The following is a 21,428-nucleotide window of genomic DNA, read 5'->3' on the forward strand; positions in this document are numbered from 1 at the left end:
GCATGAAGCGGCGCAAGAAGCGTAATTACCAACAAAAACGGGGCTCGGTGAGGAGCCCCGTTTTTGTTGCAGCATCACCGCGACTACCGGAATGTCTGCTGCAACGAACCTGCGCAATACCTGCTATCAGGCAGCGACGGCGGCCTTCACCTGCTTGACGATCGCAGCAAATGCAGCCTTGTCGAACACAGCCATGTCAGCCAGAACCTTGCGGTCGAGTTCGATCGAAGCCTTCTTCAGGCCGTTGATGAACACGCTGTAGGTCATGTCGTGCTGACGCACCGCCGCGTTGATACGCGTGATCCACAGTGCGCGGAACACACGCTTCTTGTTGCGGCGATCGCGGTAGGCGTACTGGCCCGCGCGCATGACCGCCTGCTTGGCGATGCGATAGACGTTATTGCGACGGCCGCGGTAACCCTTGGCCAGGTTGATGATTTTCTTGTGGCGGGCCCGTGCGGTAACCCCACGTTTGACTCGAGGCATGTTTCGCTCCTGTGAGTATCGGTTGAGGGATTACGCGAACGGCAGCATTGCGCGCACGGAGTTCAGATCGGAATCATGAACTGCCGTTGCACCGCGCAGATGGCGCTTGTTCTTGGTGGTCTTCTTCGTCAGGATGTGACGCTTGAAGGCTTGACCGCGCTTGACGGTACCGCCCGGACGAACCACGAAGCGCTTTGCAGCGCTCTTCTTGGTCTTCATCTTCGGCATGACAGACAACTCCATTATTTGATGGACATGGGTGTGCGGCTGGCGCAGTGTCGGAACACCTTGCCCTCTGACCGCCCTTCGAAACCCACTCCACTTGTTTTGGCGACTGGCTGATAGTGCTAACCGCCGCTTTCAGGAAAAACGCCCGTTTGCCGCACTTGACGTGCGGCGCGCGGGCGCCGTTCCGGAACCTGCTTCCCGCCTTCTGCGCGCCATGGCGCCGAAAGCGTCAATCGAAATTTTTCGGGCATCGCACGAACCGCGCGACGCGCCGGATTACTTCTTCTTCTTCGGAGCGAGCACCATGATCATCTGGCGCCCTTCCATCTTCGGCATCTGCTCGACCTGACCGACTTCTTCGAGGTCGGTGCGCAGGCGTTCGAGCATGCGCATGCCGATTTCCTGGTGGGCCATTTCGCGGCCGCGGAAACGCAACGTGATCTTCGTCTTGTCGCCATCGTCAAGGAAGCGGATGAGATTACGCAGCTTGACGTTGTAATCGCCATCGTCGGTACCCGGGCGGAATTTGACTTCCTTGACCTGGATGACCTTCTGCTTGAGCTTGGCCTCGTGCTGCTTCTTCGATTCCTGGTACTTGAACTTGCCGTAGTCCATCAGGCGGCACACGGGAGGCACCGCCTGCGGGGCAATTTCAACCAGATCGACGTCCTGCTGTTCCGACATGCGGAACGCATCTGCCAGCTTTACGATGCCGAGCGGCTCGTTCTCGATTCCGACGAGACGCACCTCGGGTGCAGTGATTTCACCGTTGATGCGATGCGACTTATCCGTAGCGATGTTACGTTTCCTCTAAAGATTAAAAAAACGAGCCGCGCTGCCGCAGTGGCTTACCTGAACGTCTTGACGTCTTCCGCAAGACGCGCTGTAAAGGCATCGACCGGCATGACACCCAGATCGACGCCGCCACGGGCACGCACGGCTACCGTTTGTGCTTCACGCTCCTTGTCGCCGACTACGAGCAGATACGGGACCTTCTCAAGCGTGTGCTCGCGTATTTTATAGCTAATTTTCTCGTTGCGCAAATCGGCCACCACTCTAAGCCCTTGTTTTTGCAACGATTGAACCAGATTCGCGGCATATTCGGCCTGACTTTCCGCGATATTCATCACAACGGCCTGCACCGGAGCGAGCCACGGCGGCATCGCGCCGGCATGGTGCTCGATCAGAATGCCGAGGAAACGCTCCATCGAACCGAGGATGGCGCGGTGCAGCATGATCGGCCGGCGGCGGCTGTTGTCCTCGGCCACATATTCGGCGCCGAGGCGCTCCGGCAGGACCATGTCGAGCTGCAGCGTGCCGCATTGCCACGAGCGGCCAAGGGCGTCCTTGATGTGGTACTCGACCTTCGGACCGTAGAACGCGCCCTCGCCCGGCAACTCTTCCCACTGCAGGCCGCAGGCCGTCAGCGCCTCGCGCAGGCCCTGTTCGGCGCGATCCCACGTCTCATCCGTCCCCGCGCGCGAATCCGGGCGCAGCGAGAGCTTGATGTCGATGTGATCGAAGCCGAAATCCTTGTAGATGCTCATCGCCAGCGTGTTGAAGGCGATCGACTCGCTGATGATCTGGTCTTCCGTACAGAAGATGTGCGCGTCGTCCTGGACGAAGCCGCGCACGCGCATCAGGCCGTGCAGCGCGCCCGACGCCTCGTTGCGGTGGCACGAGCCGAACTCCGCGTAGCGCAGGGGCAGATCGCGGTACGAACGCAGGCCGTGGTTGAACACCTGCACGTGGCCCGGGCAATTCATCGGCTTGATCGCGTAGTCGCGCTTTTCCGACTCCGTCGTGAACATGTTTTCACGATAGTTCTGCCAGTGACCCGACGCCTCCCAGAGCGAGCGGTCCATGATCATCGGCGTCTTGATTTCGTCGTACCCCGCGACACGCAGGCGGCCGCGCATGTACTGCTCGACCTGCTGCCAAAGCGTCCAGCCCTTGGGGTGCCAGAACACCATGCCCGGCGACTCGTCCTGCATGTGGAACAAGTCGAGCTGCTTGCCGAGCTTGCGGTGGTCGCGCTTTTCGGCCTCCTCGAGCATGTGGAGGTACTGGTCCTGGTCTTCCTTCTTCGTCCAGGCCGTGCCGTAGATGCGCTGCAGCTGCTCGTTCTTCGAGTCGCCGCGCCAGTAGGCGCCCGCGACCTTCATGAGCTTGAAGACTTTCAGCTTGCCCGTGGACGGCACGTGCGGGCCGCGGCAGAGGTCCGTGAAGCCGCCGTGCGAGTACAGCTTGATTTGCTCGGCGCCCGGGATCGACTCGATGATCTCGGCCTTGTACTTCTCGCCGATGCTCTTGAAGTAGTCCACGGCCTCGCCACGCGTGACGACGCGGCGCGACACCGGCTCATCCTTCTTCGCGAGTTCCTGCATGCGCTTTTCGATCTTTTCGAGATCTTCGGGCGTGAAGGGGCGGCTGTAGGCGAAGTCGTAGTAGAAGCCGTTGTCGATGACCGGTCCGATCGTGACCTGGGCCTCCGGGTACAGCTCCTTCACTGCGTACGCGAGCAAGTGCGCCGTGGAGTGACGGATGATGTCGAGGCCGTCGGCATCCTTGTCCGTGACGATGGCGAGCGATGCGTCGCGATCGATCAGCGTCGACGTATCGACCAGCTCACCGTCGAGCTTGCCGCCGAGCGCCGCCTTGGCGAGACCGGGGCCAATCGAAGCCGCCACTTCGGCGACCGTGACGGGATGATCGTACTGTCGAACCGAACCGTCGGGCAGACGTATCGCAACCATGTTTTTCTCCAGAAGTGCCGCGAAGGCACATCGTGTTGTTCGTGGGAACGCAGCGCGGAAAACTTCGCGACAAAAAAAATGCGGCCCCGCTTTCGAGGGGCCGCATTCACTTTTCAAACCAGACTGCACAGGCGAAAGAGGTCCTCGACTAGCGTCGCTCCGAAGTAGTTTCGGTGAACGTTCGCGGTGTCATAACCGTATTCGCCTTATGGCGCTTCCTTTAAAGGTGCAGCGCTTACTGCGGTTGAGCCCCTGGCAAAACCAGAAGCTCGATTTCGTTGGTAGGCTCGATTGGACTCGAACCAACGACCCCCACCATGTCAAGGTGGTGCTCTAACCAGCTGAGCTACGAGCCTGAAGAAGAGAGATTATATGAAGTAGCCGCACACTTGGCAAGTGCTTTTTTGCGGCGCGGCAATGCCGCACCGTCTCAGCCTTTGCGCGACGCCCGCACCACGCCGCCCACCTCACCGAGCAGCACGCAGGCACGCTGGATTTGCGCGGAGTTCGACACTTCGACCGTGAACTGCATGTACGCCGCATTGCGGCGGGACTGTGTCTTCACTCCGATCACATTCATCTTTTCGCGCGCGAATACCTCGGAGATGTCGCGCAGCAGCCCCTGGCGGTCGGTCGCCTCGATCGAGATGTCGACCGGATAGACGGACTGGCCACGCCCGCCCATCACATCGGCGGACCACGTGGTGTGCAGCACGCGCTCGGGCGCCCTGTCGGCCATGCGCAGAAAGGTCGGGCAATCGCTGCGGTGGATCGACATGCCCTTGCCTCGCGTGACGAAACCGCTGATCGCGTCCGGCGGTGCCGGCCGGCAGCAGCGCGCGAGCTGCGTGAGCAGCGCGTCCACGCCCACCACCAGCACGCCCGACGACCCGCCATGCGCGACGTTCGCGCCGCTCGCGCGCTTGGTTAGCTGCTCGGGCGTTTCCTCTTCCGACTCGGCCGTGGGTGCGTCGTGCAAGGCATGCTCGACGTTGCGCAGGCTGAACTCTTCCTTGCCTACCACGCTAAAAAGCTCGTCCGTCGACTTGAAGCCGAGCTTGGCCGCAAGCTGATCGAGATTGACCGACGTGCGGCCCTCGCGCTGCAGCGTCTTTTCCACCATCGCGCGGCCGTTGGCGATGTTTTCCTGCGCGTCGATCGCGTTGAACCACGCGCGCACCTTCTGGCGCGCCCGGGTGCTGTGCAGGTAGCCCAGCTGCGGATTGAGCCAGTCGCGCGACGGCCCGCCCTCCTTCACCGAAACGATCTCGACCGTCTGGCCGTTGCGCAACTGGGTGTTGAGCGGCACCATCGCGCCGTCCACGCGCGCACCGCGACAGCGATGACCGAGCTCGCTGTGCAGGTGATAGGCGAAGTCGAGCGGCGTTGCACCCTGCGGCAGTGCGATCACGCGCGCCTGGGGCGTGAGAACGTAGATGTGGTCGTCGTCGAGCGTAGCCTGGCGCAGCTGCTCCCACGGCTGGCGCCCGTCCGACACATCGTCCTTCCACGCCAGCAGCTGGCGCAGCCACGCGATCTTCTCGTCGTAACTGCTGCTCGCGCTGAACTGGCCGCCGTAACCCTTCGCGCCGGCTTCCTTGTAGCGCCAATGCGCGGCCACCCCGTACTCGGCGAACTGGTGCATTTCCTGCGTACGGATCTGCACCTCGAATGCACGGCCGTCGTCACCGATCACGACCGTATGCAGCGACCGGTAGCCATTGGGCTTGGGCCGCGAAATATAGTCGTCGAACTCCTTCGGCACCGGCTGCCAGAGGTTGTGCACGATGCCGAGCACCGTGTAGCAATCCTTGATATCGGGCACGATCACCCGGAACGCGCGCACGTCATAGAGCTCGGCGAAGTCGATCTCCTTGCCGCGCATCTTCTTCCAGATGCTGTAGATGTGCTTGGGGCGCCCGCTCACCTCGGCCGGGATATGTGCCGCGGCAAGCTCGCGCTGCAACCGTGCGATCGCCTCCGACACGTAGCTCTCGCGCTCGACACGCTTTTCATCGAGCAGCTTCGCGATGCGTTTGTAGGTGTCCGGTTCCTGGAAGCGGAACGCGAGGTCCTCGAGCTCCCACTTCAGCTGCCAGATGCCCAGCCGGTTGGCGAGCGGCGCATAGATCTCGAGGGTCTCGTGGGCGATTTCGGGCGCTGGCGTGACTTTCGCCGCCGCGTAGAACCGCAGCGACTGCACCCGCGACGCGAGCCGGATCAGCACGACGCGGATGTCCTGCGCGAACGCGAGCAGCATCTTGCGCAGCGATTCGACCTGCGCACGCCGCGCCGCCTGGGCGTCGCGCCCTTCACGGCCCGATTCGGGCACCGACTGCTGCGCGGCACGCAGGCTGACGGTGCCAAGGCGCAGCAGCTTGCGAACGTCGAACACGAGCTTCGCCACTTCCGTGCCAAAACGCGCTTCGATCGTGGCCTCCGGATCGTCGAGATGCGGCGCGAGATTGAAGAGCGCGGCGGCGAGCACCGCAGGCGGATCAACATTGAGCCGGCCCATGATCGACGCCGTGCCCTGCGCATGCTCGACGAGCGGCTCGCCCGTGGAAAGACGCGCGTCACCCGCGTGCTCGCGCACGAATGCAAGTGCGTCGGCAAGCGACGGCAGCGGGCCGGGATCGGCGGGAACCGCGGGGGCGGGAGGGACTGTGTCGCGACTCATGAGACGATGCCCGTCGGCATACCGGACGGGCGACAACGGAATGGATCAAGCACACTCGAACACGTGCGGAGAATCAACGAATTGCGCTCAGTCGCGCTGCGCGGCCACCACGACGATCTCGACGAGGCACTCGGGATTTGCGAGCTTCGCTTCGACAGTCGCGCGCGGCGGCGTCGCGCCTTGCGCGACCCATTTGTCCCACTCGGCGTTCATGCCGGGGAAATCCTTCATGTCTGCAATGTAGATCTGCACCGAGAGCAGCAGCGACTTGTCGCTGTTCGCTTCGCCCAGCAGGCGGTCGATGTGGCCGAGCACTTCACGCGTCTGGCCTGCGATGTCCTGCTTCGTGTCCTCGGCGATCTGGCCGGCAAGGTAGACGGTGCCGTTGTAGATAGCGGTTTCCGAAAGACGCGGGCCAACGTGGTGACGAATGACTGCCATGAAGATTCCTGTTGAGAAGTGAAAAACGGTCGACTTCCGCGCCGGCGCGATCGAGCACGCATAACAGCGCACGGGAACAGGCCGGCGAATCTCATATTATGACGCGCGAAGGGCCTCGCCGTCGAAGAAACGGCGCGCGATCGCGATCTGGTCGGCCGAGAGGAATGCAGGCGCGTGCCCGACGCCATCGATTTCGACGCTCGACACGTTACGGCCGGTCTCGACCATTTTCGCCACCGTCTCACGCGAAAGCAGGTCCGACAGCGCCCCGCGCACCACCAGCACGGGTCCTTCGAACGCCGCGAGCGAGCGCCACAAATACTTCTCGCCCTCCTCGTTCTGCGCGGGGGTGGCCGCCTTCAACGGCGCCGCAATGCGCGGATCGTAGCGATAGCGCCACTGGCCCTCCACTTCGTGCAGCAACGGTGTATTGATCTCGCGCCACTCCCCGGCGCTCAGCGGACCGAACGATGCCGCGAGCAGCGCCGCATTGTCGATGCCTTCCTGAAGCGTAGCAAAGCGCTCGTCGCGCCCGACGTAGTCGCCGATGCGCGCGAGCGACGCGGGCTCGATGTGCGGCCCGACGTCGTTGAGCAGCATGCGGCCAATGGGCGTACCGGGCAGCCCCGCGAGCGCCATGCCGATCAGGCCGCCCATCGAGGTGCCGAACCAGTCCACCTTCTCGGCGCCGGTGCGTGCGATCAACGTGACCATGTCAGCCACGTACTGCGCGACCCCATAGCAGCGCGGATCGGGCAGCCACGACGATAGCCCGCGCCCGGCCACGTCGGGGCACACGACACGGTATTCGCCGGCCATCGCGGCGGCGAAACGGTCGAAGTCGCGCCCCGAGCGCGTGAGTCCGTGCACGCAGACGAGCACGCGCGGATTGGCGGCGTCGCCCCACTCGGTGTAAGCGATGCGGTGGAGGCCCGCGGGACTCAGACACTGGACGTACTGCTGACGCGGCGCGGCGGTCGATTCGGACATCGCAGGATCCTCGCTGAAAGGGGGCTCAAGGCTTTGGGCCGATTGTAGACGGCTTTGACGCGCTGCATGGACGGCAATGCCGCACGCACACCTCGCGCGCGGGGCCTTGCGGCCTGATCTCTGGCGCGCCCGAGCGCCTTTTGCGCGGCGCCTGGCCCTGCCATCCGGCGTATGCCGTTCGGCCGACGTTTCGACGAGGCGCCCATGGGCAACAATGCAGACACTGCAAAACGAAACGGGCGAGACCAAAGTCTCGCCCGCTGTAAATCATGCTTGCACTACGACGTTCAGCTCACGGCGCTGACATCGAGCGGCGCTCCGGTCTTCGCCTTGATCTCGTCCACCGTCACGCCCGGCGCGAGTTCGGTCACTTTCAGGCCCGCGTCGGTCACTTCCATTACGCCAAGGTCGGTGATGATGACGTCGACCACGCCCACACCCGTCAGCGGCAGCGTGCAGGCGTCGAGAATCTTGTGCTGGTCGCCCTTCGCCACGTGTTCCATCAGCACGACCACGCGGCCAACACCGGCCACGAGGTCCATCGCGCCGCCCATGCCCTTGATCATCTTGCCGGGGATCATCCAGTTGGCCAGATCGCCCTTCTCGCTCACCTGCATCGCGCCGAGGATAGCGAGGTTGATGTGGCCGCCGCGAATCATCGCGAACGAGTCCGCCGAAGAGAAGATCGACGAACCCGGCAGCGTCGTCACGGTCTGCTTGCCGGCGTTGATCATGTCGGCGTCCACCTGGTCTTCGGTCGGGAACGGGCCGATGCCGAGCAGGCCGTTTTCCGACTGCAGCCAGACCTCCATCCCCGCGGGCACGTGGTTGGCCACGAGCGTCGGCAAGCCGATGCCGAGGTTCACGTAGAAGCCGTCCTGCAGTTCTTTCGCCGCGCGCGCGGCCATTTGGTCACGATTCCATGCCATGGTCGGTCTCCTTCCTCAGTTGCCCGATGCTGCGCGCACGGTGCGTTGTTCGATGCGCTTTTCCGGGTGCGCGTTGAGCACGATGCGCTGCACGAAGATGCCCGGCGTATGGATGGCGTCCGGATCGAGTTCGCCGTTCTCGACGATCTCCTCCACTTCCGCCACGGTGATCTTGCCCGCCATCGCGCACATCGGGTTGAAGTTGCGCGCCGTGCGGCGGTACACCAGGTTGCCCGACTTATCCGCCTTCCACGCCTTCACGAGCGCCACGTCGGCCGTGAGCGAATGCTCGAGCACGTAGTGCTTGTCGCCGAACTGGCGCGTTTCCTTGCCTTCGGCGATCAGTGTGCCGAAGCCCGTGTTCGTGAAGAACGCCGGAATGCCCGCGCCGCCCGCGCGCAGCTTTTCGGCCAGCGTGCCCTGCGGCGTGAACTCGAGCTCGAGTTCGCCCGACAGATACTGGCGCTCGAATTCCTTGTTCTCGCCCACGTAGGACGAGATCATCTTCTTGATCTGGCGCGTCTCCAGCAGCTGGCCGAGGCCGAAGCCGTCCACGCCCGCGTTGTTGCTGATGCAGGTGATGCCCTTCACACCCGTGTCGCGCAGCGCGCCGATCAGCGCCTCGGGAATGCCGCACAGCCCGAAGCCGCCAACCGCGAATGTCTGGCCGTCCTTGACGATGCCCTCGAGCGCGGCTGCCGCGCTTTTATAGACCTTGTTCATCTGTGTGTCCCTTCCTCGTATGGAAATCCGCCAATCCGGTCTGGCGCGCGGACGTCTACCGCGTCCGGATTTTCAATTCTAGTCATGCGCCGGTGGCGCTGCCGTGAAGCCGGCTGCGCCACCGAGGCCCGCGCACGTGCCCGAACGAGCCGCGCGAGCTTGCAAACCAGACTCTCCGATGGGTGCAAAGCGTACGCTGGCCCCCTGTTGCGGCACAATACGCAAAACTACATAAAGCAATACCCGCACCGTCCGCCATGGCCGCTACCACCCAACCCGCCGAACGCTCCGCCCTCGACTACCAGACAGCGTTCCATCTCGCGCCCATCGGCCTCGTGCTGGCGCGCGAGCGCACCATCATGGATTGCAACGACCAGGTCGCCGCCATTTTCCGCTGCTCGCGAGAGACGCTGATCGGGCAGTCGTTCCAGGTGCTCTACCCGTCTGCCGACGAATTCGAGCGCATCGGCGCACGCATTCCGCCGATCATGACGGCCCAAGGCAGCTACGCCGACGACCGCATCATGAAGCGCGCCAACGGCGAACTTTTCTGGTGTCACGTCACAGGGCGATCACTCGACCGCGCCGAGCCGCATGCGGCAGGTGTCTGGACGTTTGAAGACCTGAGCGCGACGCGCCGCGTGGCCATCGAACTCACGCCGCGCGAGCGCGAAATCGCCGCGCAGCTCGTGACGGGCAAGACTAGCAAGCAGATCGGGCGAGTTCTGGACATCAGCCCCCGCACCGTGGATGTCTATCGCGCGCGGCTGATGCGCAAGTACGACACCGGCAACGCCACCGAGCTGCTGCAGCGGCTGCTGGGCCAGTAGTGCCAGCAGTCGCGCACAGCGCCCCGCGGTGCGTGCCGTGGGGCGGTCATCCCACCCGGTCCGACTTCACCAGCGCCGCATGCTCGATGGTCGCACGCAGCATTTCCGGGATCGGCACCGATTTCCCCGCCGCGTAGTCGATCCAGACGCAGCGCGCGTTTCCGCGCGCGTAGAGCGTGTCCGGCCCGTCGGCGCGGCGCAGCTCGAAGCCCGTGTCGAAGCTGCTGCGGCCGGGCTGGCCCACCGTCATCGTGCAGACGATGTCGCCCGGGTAATGGAGCTGCTTGAGAAATTCCATCGAAGCATTGACGATCACGGGCCCCTGACCCTCACCGCTCTCGGCGGCCACGCCCAGGTGCTCGAACCAGGAAATGCGCACCTGCTCCATGTAGCGGAAATAGACCGTGTTGTTCACATGGCCGAACGCGTCCATGTCGCCCCAGCGGATCGGCATGGTCATTTCGAATACGGGATGGTAGTCACTCATTGCACTTCGACTTCTTGTTGTTTCGATAAAACGGAATGCCGACGGCCGGCCGGGGTCCGCCTGCGTTCAGGTCAGTCCAAAGCCGTCGTCGGCGGTGATGATCGCGCCGTTCATGAACGACGACTCGTCGGCGGCGAGCAGCAGCAGCAGGCCGTCCAGGTCTTCGGGCTTGCCGACGCGATGGCGCGGCAGCATCGAAATGAGCTTTTGCCCCTGCTCGGTCGACCAGTGGTGATGGTTGATTTCCGTGTCGATGTAGCCGGGGCAGATCGCGTTCACATTGATCCCATGACGGCCCCATTCCAGCGCCATCGCCTTCGTCATATGCACGACCGCGGCCTTGCTGATCGCGTACAGGCCGATTTGCGGCAGCACGCGCAAACCCGCCATCGATGCAATGTTGATGATGCGGTAGGCCGGCGTCGCGCCGCCGCCGTTGCCGCGCATGATCATGCGCTTCGCCACCTCCTGCGCCACGAAAAAGGCGCCGCGCGTGTTGGTGTCGAACACGTATTCGAAGTCGGCGGGCGTGACGTCGGCGAGCTTTTGCGTCGTCGAGACGCCGGAATTGTTGACGAGGATGTCGATGGTCCCCGCCTCGGTTTCCGCATGCGCCACGGCCGAGCGGATGCTTTGGTAGTCGGTCACGTCGAGCGAGACGACGTGCGCGGCGCCCCCGCTGGCCTCGATTTCCGCGCGCAGTTCCTTGAGCCGCTCCACGCGTCGGCTCGCCAGCACGACTTTCGCCCCCGCCTGCGATAGCACCTGGGCGAAGCGCTTGCCGAGCCCGCTGGAGGCGCCCGTGATCATCGCCACCTTGCCTTCCAGATTGATCGAACGGCCCATATCCGGTTCCTGTCCAGAGGTGAATGAGCGCCAGAACACGGCGTAATCAGCGCGCCGAACCCAGCGCCCACAAATAGAACGGTCGTGCTAATGTTACCCTGCTGGGTTGCGGCACGGGAAACGTTACCCGACAATACGAACCCGAAAAAAGTATTCTAATGGCAAGAGGAGCATTGATGACCCCCGCAAGTCTTTTGGAGCAGTACGGCCCACGCGAGTCGATGGAATACGACGTGGTGATCGTCGGCGGCGGCCCCGCCGGGCTGTCCGCGGCGATCCGCCTGAAGCAGCTGGCCGCCGAAAAAGGCGCTGAAATTGGCGTCTGCGTGCTGGAGAAAGGCTCGGAGATCGGGGCGCATATCCTCTCGGGCGCGGTCATGGATCCGCGCGCCCTCAATGAGCTGATTCCCGACTGGAAGGAACAGGGCGCACCGCTGAACGTGCCCGTGACCGAGGATAAATTCCTCTTCCTCTCGGAATCGGGCGCGAAGTCCGTGCCGAACTGGGCACTGCCCGACAACTTCAAGAACCACGGCAACTACGTCATCAGCCTCGCGAACGTCACGCGCTGGCTGGGCCAGCAGGCCGAGGCGCTGGGCGTGGAGATCTTCCCGGGCTTCCCGGCCGCCGAAGTGCTCTATAACGACGATGGCTCGGTCAAGGGCGTCGCCACCGGCAACATGGGCGTGGGCAAGGACGGGGAGCCCACCGAGAACTTCCAGCTCGGCATGGAGCTGCATGCGAAGTACACGCTGTTCTGCGAAGGTTGCCGCGGCCACCTGGGCCGCCAGCTCAACGAGAAGTTCAAGCTCGGCAAGGACGCCGATCCGCAGGTCTACGGCATCGGCATCAAGGAACTGTGGGAGATCGATCCCGCGAAGCACCAGCCGGGCCTCGTGATCCACACGGCCGGCTGGCCGCTCGAATCGGACACCTACGGCGGCTCGTTCCTGTATCACACCGACAACAACCAGGTGATGGTGGGTTTTGTCGTCGGTCTCGCGTACCAGAATCCGTATCTCTCGCCGTTCGAGGAATTCCAGCGCTACAAGACGCACCCGGAAATCCGCAAGTATCTGGAAGGCGGCAAGCGCGTGTCGTATGGCGCGCGTGCGATCACGGCGGGCGGCCTCATGTCGCTGCCCAAGCTCGTGTTCCCGGGCGGCGCGCTCGTGGGCGACGATGCGGGCTTTCTGAACGCCTCGCGCATCAAGGGCAGCCACGCGGCGATCAAGACCGGCATGCTCGCAGCGGACGCCGCATTCGAAGCCGTGCAGGCCGGCCGCCAGAGCGACGAGCTCGCGGCGTACCCGGAAGCGTTCAGGCAGTCGTGGCTCTACACGGAGCTGTACAAGGCGCGCAACTTCAAGCAGTGGATGAGCAAGGGCCTGTACCTGGGCACGCTGATGGTGGGCATCGAGCAGAAGCTGCTGGGCGGCAACGTGCCGTGGACGCTGCATCACCAGCATCGCGATCACGAGATGCTGAAACCGGCGTCGCAGTGCAAGCCGATCGAGTATCCGAAACCGGACGGCAAGCTCACGTTCGACCGGCTCTCTTCCGTGTTCATCTCGAACACGAACCACGAAGAGAACCAGCCTGCGCACCTCACGCTCAAGGATGCGAGCGTGCCCGTGAACGTGAACCTGCGCACCTACGCGGGACCGGAAGCGCGCTTCTGCCCGGCCGCGGTGTACGAGTTCGTGAAGAACGACGATGGCAGCGACCGCCTGCAGATCAACGCGCAGAACTGCGTGCACTGCAAGACCTGTGACATCAAGGACCCGACGCAGAACATCGTATGGGTGACGCCGGAAGGCGGCGGCGGTCCCAACTATCCGAACATGTAAGACCGGAAGACGAAAGAAAAGCCGTTTCGGGTGGGAGCCCGAAACGGCTTTTTTGTTGTCCGCGCAACGTTGTCGACCGGCACGCAGTGCGGTCGTGCAAGTTCAGATCACTCGTCGCTTGCCGCGATCTTCGGTGTCGAAACCTCGACATCGGCGTTTTGCGCGCGATGGCGCAGCGCGTGATCGATCAGCACGAGCGCGAGCATGGCCTCGGCGATCGGCGTCGCACGAATGCCGACGCACGGATCGTGGCGGCCGAAGGTCTCGACCGTCGCGGGCGCGCCCGCCTTGTCGATCGAGCGGCGCGGCGTGCGGATGCTCGAAGTCGGCTTGATGGCGATCGAAACGGTGATGTCCTGCCCCGTCGAGATGCCGCCGAGCACGCCACCGGCGTGGTTGCCGTGAAAGCCGTTGGGCGTGAGCTCGTCGCCGTGCACCGAGCCGCGCTGCGCCACGCTCGCGAAGCCCGCGCCGATTTCCACGCCCTTCACCGCGTTGATGCCCATCATGGCGTGCGCGATATCGGCATCGAGCCGGTCGAAGAGCGGCTCGCCCCAGCCCACCGGCACGCCACTCGCCACCACGTTCACGCGCGCGCCGATCGAGTCGCCGTCCTTGCGCAATGCGTCCATGTAGTCCTCGAGTTGAGGCACGACATCAGCGTTGGGCACGAAGAACGGATTCTGGTGCACGTGCTCCCAGCTCACGAACGGCACGTCGATCTCGCCCAACGAGCGCATGTAACCGCGCACTTCCACGCCGAAGCGCTCGCGCAGCCACTTCTTCGCGACCGCGCCCGCCGCCACCGTGGGCGCCGTGAGGCGCGCCGACGAGCGGCCGCCGCCGCGATAGTCGCGAATGCCGTACTTCTGCCAGTAGGTGTAGTCGGCGTGACCGGGCCGGAAGGTCTCGACGATGTTGCCGTAGTCCTTGCTGCGCTGGTCGGTGTTGCGGATCAGGAGCGCGATGGGCGTGCCCGTGGTGCGTCCTTCGAACACGCCCGAGAGAATTTCGACCTGATCCGCTTCCTGACGCTGCGTGACATGGCGCGACGTGCCAGGACGGCGGCGGTCCAGGTCGGTCTGGATGTCGGCTTCGGTGAGGGCCATGCCGGGCGGGCAGCCGTCGATGACGCAGCCAATGGCCGGGCCGTGGGATTCGCCGAAGGTGGTGACGGTGAAAAGCGTACCGAGCGTGTTGCCGGACATGGCAGTCGTCCAAAGTGATTCGGGGAATCTGCCATTATGCCAGCCCGCGCGCGGCGACGCCCGAGCGCATGGTCGGGTGTCGCCGCAGGCTCGCCGCTTTGACCACCATGCTGGCGGTGCCTTGCCGTACTGGTCTGCGGACGCGTCGAGCTATCGCACGCGGCTTCGCATCAGCGCCGCGCGCCGCGCAACTGAGCCACCGTGTCCTGCAAGCGTTCCAGCGTGGCGTCGGCCGCCGCGATGGGCTCCCCCACCGCGAGCGTCAGCCGGCGCGTCAGGCCGCGCCGCAGCGGCCGCCGCTCCTGACCGGAAGCCGCGAAGCGCGAGAACGTGCTGCCCCAAAGACCGCGCAACGCCATCGGCACGACGGGAACCGGCGAGCGCCGCAGGATTTCGCTCACGCCATGGCGAAAGGGGTTCATCTCGCCCGTGCGCGTGAGCTTGCCCTCGGGAAAGATGCAGACGAGATCGCCATCCGCCAGCGCTGCCGCGCACGCGTCATAGGCCTTGGCGAGCGCCACCGGATCCTCGTGCGCGGGCGAAACCGGAATGGCCTTCGCGTGGCGGAAGACCCAGCCGAAAAAAGGCGAGCGAAAGATCTGCTGATCCATCACGAAGCGGATCGGCCGCGGGCTCTCGGCCATGATGACGATCGCGTCGACATAGCTCACGTGATTGCAGACCAGTACCGCCGCGCCCTTGGGCGGAATGCGCCCGGCATTTACGAGCCGCACGCGGTAGACCGTATGCACGAGCACCCACGCCATGAAGCGCAGCAGAAACTCGGGGACGAGCGTATAGATGTAGGCCGCCACGACGATATTGAGCAGCGCCGTAGTGAGAAAGAGACCGGGAATGCCGACGCCCGCGGTCGTGAGCGCCATCGCCATGAGCGACGAGACGATCATGAAGAGCGAATTGAGAATGTTGTTCGCGGCAATGATGCGCGCCCGGTGGCTCGGCGCGCTGCGGCTCTGGATCAGCGCGTAGAGCGGCACGCTGTAGAAGCCGCCGAACATGGCCAGCAGGAACAGGTCGGCGAGCACGCGCCAATGCGCGGCGCCGCGCAGGAACTCGCCGACCGAAAGCAGATGGGGCGCGGCAGGCAGCGTGTGGCTCGCGAAGAACAGATCGATGCCGAACACGCTGATCCCGATCGAGCCGAGCGGCACGAGGCCGATCTCGATGCGCCGCCGCGAGAGCCGCTCGCAAAGCAGCGAACCCGAGCCGATGCCGAGCGAGAACATCGCGAGCAGCAGGGTCACGACGTCGGCGTCGGCCGACAGCACGTCCTTGGCGAAATTGAAGAACGAGGCGAGAAACGTCGCGCCGACGAACCAGAGCCACGAGATGCCGAGCAGGCTCAGGAACACGGTGCGGTCGCCGTGCGCGAGGCGCAGATTGCGCCAGGTTTCGGAAAGCGGATTCCAGTTGATGCGCAGGCCTGGCTGCGACGGCTCGCACGGCGGCACGAACGCGGAGGCGACCCGCCCCACCAGCGCGATGACGATGCACATGCCGCCGAGCCACCACGCGCCGAGCGGTGGCCCGACGGGTGCCGCTTCATCCGTCGCCCCGAGGCCCGCCGCCACGCCGCCGAGGATCGTGCCGAGCAGGATCGCGACGAAGGTGCCCATTTCGACGAGCCCGTTGCCGCCGACCAGTTCGTCGGAGGCGAGCCGCTGCGGGAGATACGCATACTTGACCGGCCCGAACACCGTGGAGTGCACACCCATGAGGAAGGTGCACGCATAGAGCAGCGGCGCGCTGTGCATCCAGAAACCCGCCGCGCCGACCAGCATGACCGCGATCTCGAAGGTCTTGACCCAGCGCATCAGCATCGCCTTGTCGTATTTGTCGGCGACCTGGCCCGAGGTCGCGGAAAACAGCACGAACGGCAAGATGAAAATGGCCGAAATCAGGAACGCGACCGTCTTGGGATCGACGCCGGAGAATCGCGCGGCCTGATACGTGACGAGCGACGTGAAACCGATCTTGAAGACGTTGTCGTTCATCGCCCCGAGGAACTGCGTCCAGAAAAACGGGGCAAAGCGGCGCTGGCGCAGCAGCGCGAACTGCGAAGCATGGCCGGCGTCGTGGCGCGATTCGCGTGCGGCTTCTTCGTCGCGCGGCGTTGCGGGTATCGGTCTATCGTTCATCGAGTAGGATTGCACTGACGGAATTTGCAGGCTCCAGACGCGAAAAAGCGCGCCTGATGCGCGCTTTTCCATGCGTGGATGGCGATGAGGTCGCCCGGTTTGCTCAGCGCGCCGGCTGACGCTCCTCCTCGGGCCAGTCGCGGATATAGGCCTTGAGCAGCTTGTTTTCGAAGCCTTGCGCCTCCACCACGGCCTTCGCGACGTCGTAGAACGAGATCACGCCCATGAGCGAGCGGCTTTCCATGACCGGCAGATAGCGCACGTGATGTTCGAGCATCATGCGGCGCACTTCGTCGACCTCGGTTTCCGGCGTGCAGGTGATGGGATGATCGTCCATGACCTTGCGGATCGTCGTGGTGCCGACGCTGCCGCCGTTGGCGCGCAGCGTGAGGATGATCTCGCGGAACGTGAGCATGCCGACCAGATCGCCGTACTCCATGACGACGAGCGAGCCGATGTCGTGTTCGGCCATCGTGTTGACTGCCTCGTGCAGCGCAGTGTCGGGCGTGACGGTGAAGAGCGTGTTGCCCTTCACCTTGAGGATGTCGCTGACACGCATGATGTGTCTCCGTAAATACAGCAAATAATGGGGAAAGCTCAATGAAAAGATACCTACCTCTTTTCGATCCTAGCGGAAAGAGTCTTAAAAGGAAAGCCGCGCGGCATGGGGCAGGCCGGTCTCCGGGCGGTGCGCGAAGGGCCGTGGGGCGGGCGTTCCAGTCCTGACACCCGGCGCGCCCGGAGGCCTTTCATCCGGCCCGCAAATCGGCCGGTCCCATGCCCCCGCACCACGCCGCCAGTGTTACGATGCCCTTCACTCCCGACACAGCGCCGGTTCGCGCCGGCCGCGCCGCCACGATGTCATCGACGCCCGATACCCGTTTCGACACGCTCGCGCTGCACGCCGGCGCGGCGCCCGACCCTGCCACCGGCGCCCGCGCGACGCCGATCTACCTCACCACCTCGTTCTCGTTTCGCGACACCGATCACGCCGCCGCGCTGTTCAACATGGAGCGCGCCGGCCACGTGTACTCGCGCATCTCGAACCCGACCGTCGCCGTGTTCGAGGAGCGCGTGGCCGCGCTCGAAGGTGGCGCGGGCGCGATCGGCACGGCCAGCGGCCAGGCGGCGCTGCATCTCGCGATCGCGACGCTCATGGGCGCGGGCTCGCACATCGTCGCCTCGGCGGCGCTCTATGGCGGCTCGCACAACCTGCTGCACTACACGCTCAGGCGCTTCGGCATCGAAACGACCTTCGTGAAGCCAGGCGATCTCGACGCCTGGCGCGCTGCGCTGCGCCCGAACACGCGCCTCCTGTTCGGCGAGACGCTCGGCAATCCGGGCCTCGACGTGCTCGACATCGAAGCAGTCGCAGAGATCGCGCACGCACACGGCGTGCCGCTCCTCGTCGATTCGACGTTCACCACGCCGTGGTTGCTGCGGCCGTTCGAGCACGGCGCCGATTTCGTCTATCACTCGGCCACCAAGTTTCTGGGCGGCCACGGCACGACGATCGGCGGCGTGCTGGTGGACGGCGGCACGTTCGACTTCGACGCTTCGGGCCGCTTTCCCGAATTCACCGAGCCCTATGCGGGTTTTCACGACATGGTGTTCAGCGAGGAAAGCACCGTTGCGCCCTTCTTGCTGCGCGCGCGGCGCGAGGGTTTGCGCGACTTCGGCGCTTGCCTGCATCCGCAAGCCGCGTGGCAGTTGCTGCAAGGCATCGAAACACTGCCGCTGCGCATGGAGCGGCACGTCGCGAACACGCGGCGCATCGTCGAATTCCTCGCCGCGCACGAGGCGGTGGAATCGGTCGCGTGGCCCGAGCTGCCGGACCATCCCGATTACGCGCTCGCGAAGCGCCTGCTGCCGCGCGGCGCCGGCGCCGTGTTCAGCTTCAACCTGCGCGGCGGCCGCGCGGCGGGCAAGCGCTTCATCGAATCGCTCACGCTGTTCTCGCATCTGGCCAATGTCGGCGATGCCCGCTCGCTCGTGATCCACCCCGCCTCGACCACGCACTTCCGCATGGACGCCGCCGCGCTCGCCGCCGCCGGTATTGCAGAGGGCACGATCCGGCTCTCGATCGGCCTCGAGGACCCAGCCGATCTGGTCGACGACCTCAAGCGCGCATTGAAGGCGTCGCAAAAGACCGAAGCGTCGAAGGCCCAGGCCGGCGCACAGGCAAAAGCCGCCGGCAAGGAGGCGCCATGATCGTCGATGTCGCCGGCAAGCCGGTTTACGCCTATACGGCCTCGCGTCCCATCGACGGCGCACTGCCGTTCGCGGTGTTCGTGCACGGCGCGCAGCATGACCATAGCGTCTGGGCGCTGCAATCGCGCTATTTCGCGAACCACGGCTTCAACGTGCTGGCCGTCGATCTGCCGGGCCATATGCGCAGCGCCGGGCCGGCACTCACGAGCATCGGCGCGCTCGCCGACTGGCTCGCCGCGCTGCTGGATGCCGTGAACGCGCCGCAGGCCTTCGTTGCGGGCCACAGCATGGGCTCGCTCATCACGCTCGAATTCGCCGCCCGGCATCCTGAGCGCGCGGCGCGTATCGCCCTGCTCGCCACCGCTTTCCCGATGACGGTCGCGCCCACGCTGCTCGAGGCCGCGCGCGAGCGCGAGCCGGAAGCGATCGCGCTCGTCAACGCATGGTCGCACTCGACGCTCGCCGCCAAGCCGTCGAGCCCGGGCCCGGGTTTCTGGCTGCGCGGCGTGAACCGGCGCCTCATGGAGCGAGTGTCAGCGCGTGGCGAGGCCCAGCTTTTCCACACCGATTTCGCGGCTTGCAACGCCTATGCCGACGGTCTCGCTAGCGCGACAAAAGTACGCTGTCCGGTGCGTATGGTCGTCGGCCGCCGCGACGCGATGACGCCGCCACGCGCGGCGCGCGCGCTTGGAGAGGCGCTCGCGAAAGCCGGCGCGCAAGTGGACACAGTGACGCTGGACGCGGGCCACGCGCTGATGACCGAGCAGCCCGACGCGACGCTCGATGCGCTCTATACCTTTGCAACGCAGCAAGCGCCCCGCGTGGGGAATGGCTGAGACCGGCTACGGTTGCACGGCCGTTCGGAACGCCGGAAAATGACAGGTCCAACCGTCCCCTGCGCGCCCGCGCAGAAAGGAGGAGACGATGCACCCCACCACCCATGGCGAGCACTTTTCGAGCTTCGCGGAGTTCTATCCGTTCTACCTCAGCGAGCACAGCAATCTCGTGTCGCGGCGGCTGCATTTCATCGGGTCGCTCGGCGTGATCGGCTGCGTCGCCATGGCGATCGCCACCGGCAACTGGCTCTGGCTGCCGGCCGCGATCGTGTGCGGCTACGGCTTCGCGTGGGTCGGGCATTACAGATTCGAGAAGAACCGCCCGGCCACCTTCCGCCATCCCATCTACAGCCTGATGGGCGACTGGGTCATGTTCGCGGACATCTGCCGCGGGAAGATCTCACTCTGAGTTTTCCGTCTGCTTCGAATTTGCCTCGACAGCGCGCCGCGCATGCCGCACCGCTCACGCCGCCGGATGCGGCATCACCGGCGAATGCGCCTCGGTCAGCACATCCAGGCGCCGTGCCGCGAGCAGCGAGGCGAGCGAAATCGAGAGCTTGTCGTTGTCGAGCGCACCGAGCAGCATGGGCGCGTCGATGCTGCTCGATTTGAGCTGATACGCGAGTTCCTCGCGATCGATAACGAAGCGATCGAAGATGCGCGCAGCCGGAATGCGCGCCGGATTGCCGATCAGCAGGAACAGCGTCTTCCCACGGTCCTCTTCTTCGAGGCGACCCACGAGCTTGTCCTCTTCGAGGCCGTCGATCAGGCGCGTCACCGTGGCGAGGTCACGCCGCAGCAACTGTGCGAGCTGCCCGGACGTGCGGCCCGGCTCGCCCGCTTCGCGCGCTTGCGCAAGACCGGCTAGCAGTTCGAGCGCGTCGAGCAGATCACTGCCGGGAAAGCTCGGCCGGTCGAAGCGACCGGTGCGGATCTCGGGCAGCGCCGAGGTGATCATCGCGCCGACGAGCGTGATGAACCAGCTGAGGTACATCCACAGCAGGAACATCGGTGCGGCGGCGAACGCGCCGTAGACAGCCGTATAGGTCGGAATGCGCCGCACGTAGAAGCCGAAACCGCGCTTGGCCACCTCGAACGCGATCGCCGCGGTGAGCCCGCCCACCAGCGCGTCGCGCCACTGCACGCGGCAGTTCGGCAAATAAACGTACATCATCGTGAACGCGAGCGCCGTGAGCGGCAGCGACGCGCCGAAGAGCAGCCAGTCGAAGAGGCCTGAGACGTGCTGCTCGGTCGCGATGACAGCGGAGCGCGTGAACACGTACGAGGAGATCGACAGGCTCACACCGATCAGGATCGGCCCCAGCGTGAGAATGGCCCAATAGACGAGCACGCGCTGCGCGAAGGGTCGCGCCTTGCGCACGCGCCAGATGAGGTTGAAGGCAGACTCCACGGTCATCATGGTCATGACCGATGTGACGAAGAGCACGATCATGCCCATCGTCGTGAGGCCCTTGGCCTTCGAGGCAAACTGGTTCAGATATTTGAAGATCTGGCTGTTGATCTGCGCCGGCATGAGGTGGTCGGCGAGAAAGGCCTGCAGCGAGCTCTGGAACGAGGCGAAGATCGGAAAGGCCGTGAAGAGCGCGAACGCGACCGTCGCGAGCGGCACGAGCGAGAGGAGCGTGGTGAACGTGAGGCTGCCCGCGACCTGCGGAATGCGATCTTCGCGGCTGCGCCACGCCGCGAAGCGTGCCAGCCGCTTCACGATGTCCAGATCGATCTTGATCCTCGACAGCACATCCATTGG

Annotated in this window: 20 protein-coding genes and 1 tRNA gene; 5 read left to right on the forward strand and 16 right to left on the reverse strand. The window is 64.7% G+C overall.

From position 1 onward, the window contains the following. Positions 1 to 126 precede the first annotated feature (126 nt). The 10 genes from rplT to VSR34_RS02215 all read right to left on the reverse strand — a co-directional run bounded on the left by rplT (position 127) and on the right by VSR34_RS02215 (position 9,233). Positions 127 to 486 carry a 50S ribosomal protein L20 gene (gene rplT / locus VSR34_RS02170; RefSeq protein ID WP_004192938.1) on the reverse strand — a complete coding sequence of 120 codons (360 nt, stop codon included), beginning with the start codon at positions 484 to 486 and terminating at the stop codon, positions 127 to 129. Between the two features lie 30 nt (positions 487 to 516). Next, positions 517 to 714, reverse strand: a complete 198-nt coding sequence (gene rpmI, locus VSR34_RS02175; RefSeq protein ID WP_004191477.1) for a 50S ribosomal protein L35 — start codon at positions 712 to 714, stop codon at positions 517 to 519. A 276-nt stretch (positions 715 to 990) separates the two neighbouring features. Beyond that, positions 991 to 1,512, reverse strand: a complete 522-nt coding sequence (infC, locus tag VSR34_RS02180) for a translation initiation factor IF-3 (protein ID WP_081715833.1) — start codon at positions 1,510 to 1,512, stop codon at positions 991 to 993. Positions 1,513 to 1,562: 50 nt separating this feature from the next. Then, entirely contained in the window at positions 1,563 to 3,470 is a 1,908-nt protein-coding gene (gene thrS / locus VSR34_RS02185) for a threonine--tRNA ligase (RefSeq protein ID WP_342961749.1), read from the reverse strand. Positions 3,471 to 3,749: 279 nt separating this feature from the next. Continuing rightward, positions 3,750 to 3,826, reverse strand: a tRNA-Val gene (locus tag VSR34_RS02190). Positions 3,827 to 3,900: 74 nt separating this feature from the next. Then, complete coding sequence (locus VSR34_RS02195; protein WP_342961750.1) at positions 3,901 to 6,150, reverse strand: bifunctional (p)ppGpp synthetase/guanosine-3',5'-bis(diphosphate) 3'-pyrophosphohydrolase; 2,250 nt, start codon at positions 6,148 to 6,150, stop codon at positions 3,901 to 3,903. 87 nt (positions 6,151 to 6,237) lie between these two features. Then, positions 6,238 to 6,591, reverse strand: a complete 354-nt coding sequence (locus VSR34_RS02200; RefSeq protein ID WP_028210147.1) for a RidA family protein — start codon at positions 6,589 to 6,591, stop codon at positions 6,238 to 6,240. 96 nt (positions 6,592 to 6,687) lie between these two features. Then, positions 6,688 to 7,581, reverse strand: a complete 894-nt coding sequence (locus VSR34_RS02205) for an alpha/beta hydrolase (protein WP_342961751.1) — start codon at positions 7,579 to 7,581, stop codon at positions 6,688 to 6,690. Positions 7,582 to 7,868: 287 nt separating this feature from the next. Further along, positions 7,869 to 8,510, reverse strand: a complete 642-nt coding sequence (locus VSR34_RS02210) for a CoA transferase subunit B (protein WP_028210149.1) — start codon at positions 8,508 to 8,510, stop codon at positions 7,869 to 7,871. 15 nt (positions 8,511 to 8,525) lie between these two features. Continuing rightward, a complete protein-coding gene (locus VSR34_RS02215; protein ID WP_028210150.1) occupies positions 8,526 to 9,233 on the reverse strand; it encodes a CoA transferase subunit A in 708 nt (235 codons plus the stop codon). A gap of 257 nt (positions 9,234 to 9,490) precedes the next feature. Between VSR34_RS02215 and VSR34_RS02220 the strand changes: the two genes are divergently transcribed. After that, entirely contained in the window at positions 9,491 to 10,063 is a 573-nt protein-coding gene (locus VSR34_RS02220; RefSeq protein ID WP_028210151.1) for a LuxR C-terminal-related transcriptional regulator, read from the forward strand. Positions 10,064 to 10,109: 46 nt separating this feature from the next. On the opposite strand, the gene VSR34_RS02225 is transcribed toward VSR34_RS02220, so the two are convergent. Further along, positions 10,110 to 10,550 (reverse strand): acyl-CoA thioesterase, encoded by a 441-nt coding sequence (locus VSR34_RS02225; RefSeq protein ID WP_028210152.1) that lies wholly within the window; start codon positions 10,548 to 10,550, stop codon positions 10,110 to 10,112. Positions 10,551 to 10,616: 66 nt separating this feature from the next. Then, a complete protein-coding gene (locus tag VSR34_RS02230; RefSeq protein ID WP_028210153.1) occupies positions 10,617 to 11,396 on the reverse strand; it encodes an SDR family oxidoreductase in 780 nt (259 codons plus the stop codon). 176 nt (positions 11,397 to 11,572) lie between these two features. Here VSR34_RS02230 and VSR34_RS02235 point away from each other — a divergent pair, with 176 nt between their 5' ends. Further along, positions 11,573 to 13,246 (forward strand): electron transfer flavoprotein-ubiquinone oxidoreductase, encoded by a 1,674-nt coding sequence (locus VSR34_RS02235; protein ID WP_342961752.1) that lies wholly within the window; start codon positions 11,573 to 11,575, stop codon positions 13,244 to 13,246. A gap of 107 nt (positions 13,247 to 13,353) precedes the next feature. Here the strand turns inward: VSR34_RS02235 and aroC are convergent, their stop codons facing one another. The 3 genes from aroC to VSR34_RS02250 all read right to left on the reverse strand — a co-directional run bounded on the left by aroC (position 13,354) and on the right by VSR34_RS02250 (position 17,172). Beyond that, positions 13,354 to 14,454, reverse strand: a complete 1,101-nt coding sequence (gene aroC / locus VSR34_RS02240) for a chorismate synthase (protein WP_028214659.1) — start codon at positions 14,452 to 14,454, stop codon at positions 13,354 to 13,356. A 170-nt stretch (positions 14,455 to 14,624) separates the two neighbouring features. After that, entirely contained in the window at positions 14,625 to 16,613 is a 1,989-nt protein-coding gene (locus VSR34_RS02245) for an MFS transporter (protein WP_342961753.1), read from the reverse strand. Positions 16,614 to 16,716: 103 nt separating this feature from the next. Then, positions 16,717 to 17,172, reverse strand: coding sequence for a CBS domain-containing protein (locus VSR34_RS02250; RefSeq protein WP_028214657.1), 456 nt, complete (start codon positions 17,170 to 17,172; stop codon positions 16,717 to 16,719). A 299-nt stretch (positions 17,173 to 17,471) separates the two neighbouring features. Here VSR34_RS02250 and VSR34_RS02255 point away from each other — a divergent pair, with 299 nt between their 5' ends. The 3 genes from VSR34_RS02255 to VSR34_RS02265 all read left to right on the forward strand — a co-directional run bounded on the left by VSR34_RS02255 (position 17,472) and on the right by VSR34_RS02265 (position 20,069). Next, positions 17,472 to 18,824, forward strand: a complete 1,353-nt coding sequence (locus VSR34_RS02255; protein WP_028231704.1) for an O-acetylhomoserine aminocarboxypropyltransferase — start codon at positions 17,472 to 17,474, stop codon at positions 18,822 to 18,824. Further along, the gene (locus VSR34_RS02260) at positions 18,821 to 19,660 is read left to right on the forward strand and encodes an alpha/beta hydrolase (RefSeq protein WP_342961754.1); all 840 of its coding nucleotides are present in this window, start codon (positions 18,821 to 18,823) and stop codon (positions 19,658 to 19,660) included. The genes VSR34_RS02255 and VSR34_RS02260 overlap by 4 nt, the downstream gene beginning before the upstream one ends. A gap of 88 nt (positions 19,661 to 19,748) precedes the next feature. Continuing rightward, positions 19,749 to 20,069 carry an Mpo1-like protein gene (locus VSR34_RS02265; RefSeq protein ID WP_028214655.1) on the forward strand — a complete coding sequence of 107 codons (321 nt, stop codon included), beginning with the start codon at positions 19,749 to 19,751 and terminating at the stop codon, positions 20,067 to 20,069. Between the two features lie 54 nt (positions 20,070 to 20,123). On the opposite strand, the gene VSR34_RS02270 is transcribed toward VSR34_RS02265, so the two are convergent. Beyond that, positions 20,124 to 21,425: a YihY family inner membrane protein gene (locus VSR34_RS02270; RefSeq protein WP_028214654.1), complete on the reverse strand. Its 1,302-nt coding sequence runs from the start codon at positions 21,423 to 21,425 to the stop codon at positions 20,124 to 20,126. Positions 21,426 to 21,428: the final 3 nt, after the last annotated feature.

Origin of the sequence: Paraburkholderia sp. JHI2823, from assembly GCF_038900695.1 — a bacterium.
GTDB classification, from domain to species: domain Bacteria; phylum Pseudomonadota; class Gammaproteobacteria; order Burkholderiales; family Burkholderiaceae; genus Paraburkholderia; species Paraburkholderia mimosarum.

Bases quoted from the DNA above. Each gene is read 5' to 3' on its own strand.
- VSR34_RS02250 (WP_028214657.1), bottom strand. From the start codon at position 17,172: ATGCGTGTCAGCGACATCCTCAAGGTGAAGGGCAACACGCTCTTCACC.
- VSR34_RS02230 (WP_028210153.1), bottom strand. From the start codon at position 11,396: ATGGGCCGTTCGATCAATCTGGAAGGCAAGGTGGCGATGATCACGGGC.
- VSR34_RS02245 (WP_342961753.1), bottom strand. From the start codon at position 16,613: ATGAACGATAGACCGATACCCGCAACGCCGCGCGACGAAGAAGCCGCA.
- VSR34_RS02235 (WP_342961752.1), top strand. From the start codon at position 11,573: ATGACCCCCGCAAGTCTTTTGGAGCAGTACGGCCCACGCGAGTCGATG.
- VSR34_RS02225 (WP_028210152.1), bottom strand. From the start codon at position 10,550: ATGAGTGACTACCATCCCGTATTCGAAATGACCATGCCGATCCGCTGG.
- VSR34_RS02200 (WP_028210147.1), bottom strand. From the start codon at position 6,591: ATGGCAGTCATTCGTCACCACGTTGGCCCGCGTCTTTCGGAAACCGCT.
- VSR34_RS02210 (WP_028210149.1), bottom strand. From the start codon at position 8,510: ATGGCATGGAATCGTGACCAAATGGCCGCGCGCGCGGCGAAAGAACTG.
- VSR34_RS02195 (WP_342961750.1), bottom strand. From the start codon at position 6,150: ATGAGTCGCGACACAGTCCCTCCCGCCCCCGCGGTTCCCGCCGATCCC.
- VSR34_RS02215 (WP_028210150.1), bottom strand. From the start codon at position 9,233: ATGAACAAGGTCTATAAAAGCGCGGCAGCCGCGCTCGAGGGCATCGTC.
- rplT (WP_004192938.1), bottom strand. From the start codon at position 486: ATGCCTCGAGTCAAACGTGGGGTTACCGCACGGGCCCGCCACAAGAAA.
- rpmI (WP_004191477.1), bottom strand. From the start codon at position 714: ATGCCGAAGATGAAGACCAAGAAGAGCGCTGCAAAGCGCTTCGTGGTT.
- VSR34_RS02205 (WP_342961751.1), bottom strand. From the start codon at position 7,581: ATGTCCGAATCGACCGCCGCGCCGCGTCAGCAGTACGTCCAGTGTCTG.
- VSR34_RS02255 (WP_028231704.1), top strand. From the start codon at position 17,472: ATGTCATCGACGCCCGATACCCGTTTCGACACGCTCGCGCTGCACGCC.
- thrS (WP_342961749.1), bottom strand. From the start codon at position 3,470: ATGGTTGCGATACGTCTGCCCGACGGTTCGGTTCGACAGTACGATCAT.
- VSR34_RS02265 (WP_028214655.1), top strand. From the start codon at position 19,749: ATGCACCCCACCACCCATGGCGAGCACTTTTCGAGCTTCGCGGAGTTC.
- aroC (WP_028214659.1), bottom strand. From the start codon at position 14,454: ATGTCCGGCAACACGCTCGGTACGCTTTTCACCGTCACCACCTTCGGC.
- VSR34_RS02260 (WP_342961754.1), top strand. From the start codon at position 18,821: ATGATCGTCGATGTCGCCGGCAAGCCGGTTTACGCCTATACGGCCTCG.
- VSR34_RS02270 (WP_028214654.1), bottom strand. From the start codon at position 21,425: ATGGATGTGCTGTCGAGGATCAAGATCGATCTGGACATCGTGAAGCGG.
- VSR34_RS02220 (WP_028210151.1), top strand. From the start codon at position 9,491: ATGGCCGCTACCACCCAACCCGCCGAACGCTCCGCCCTCGACTACCAG.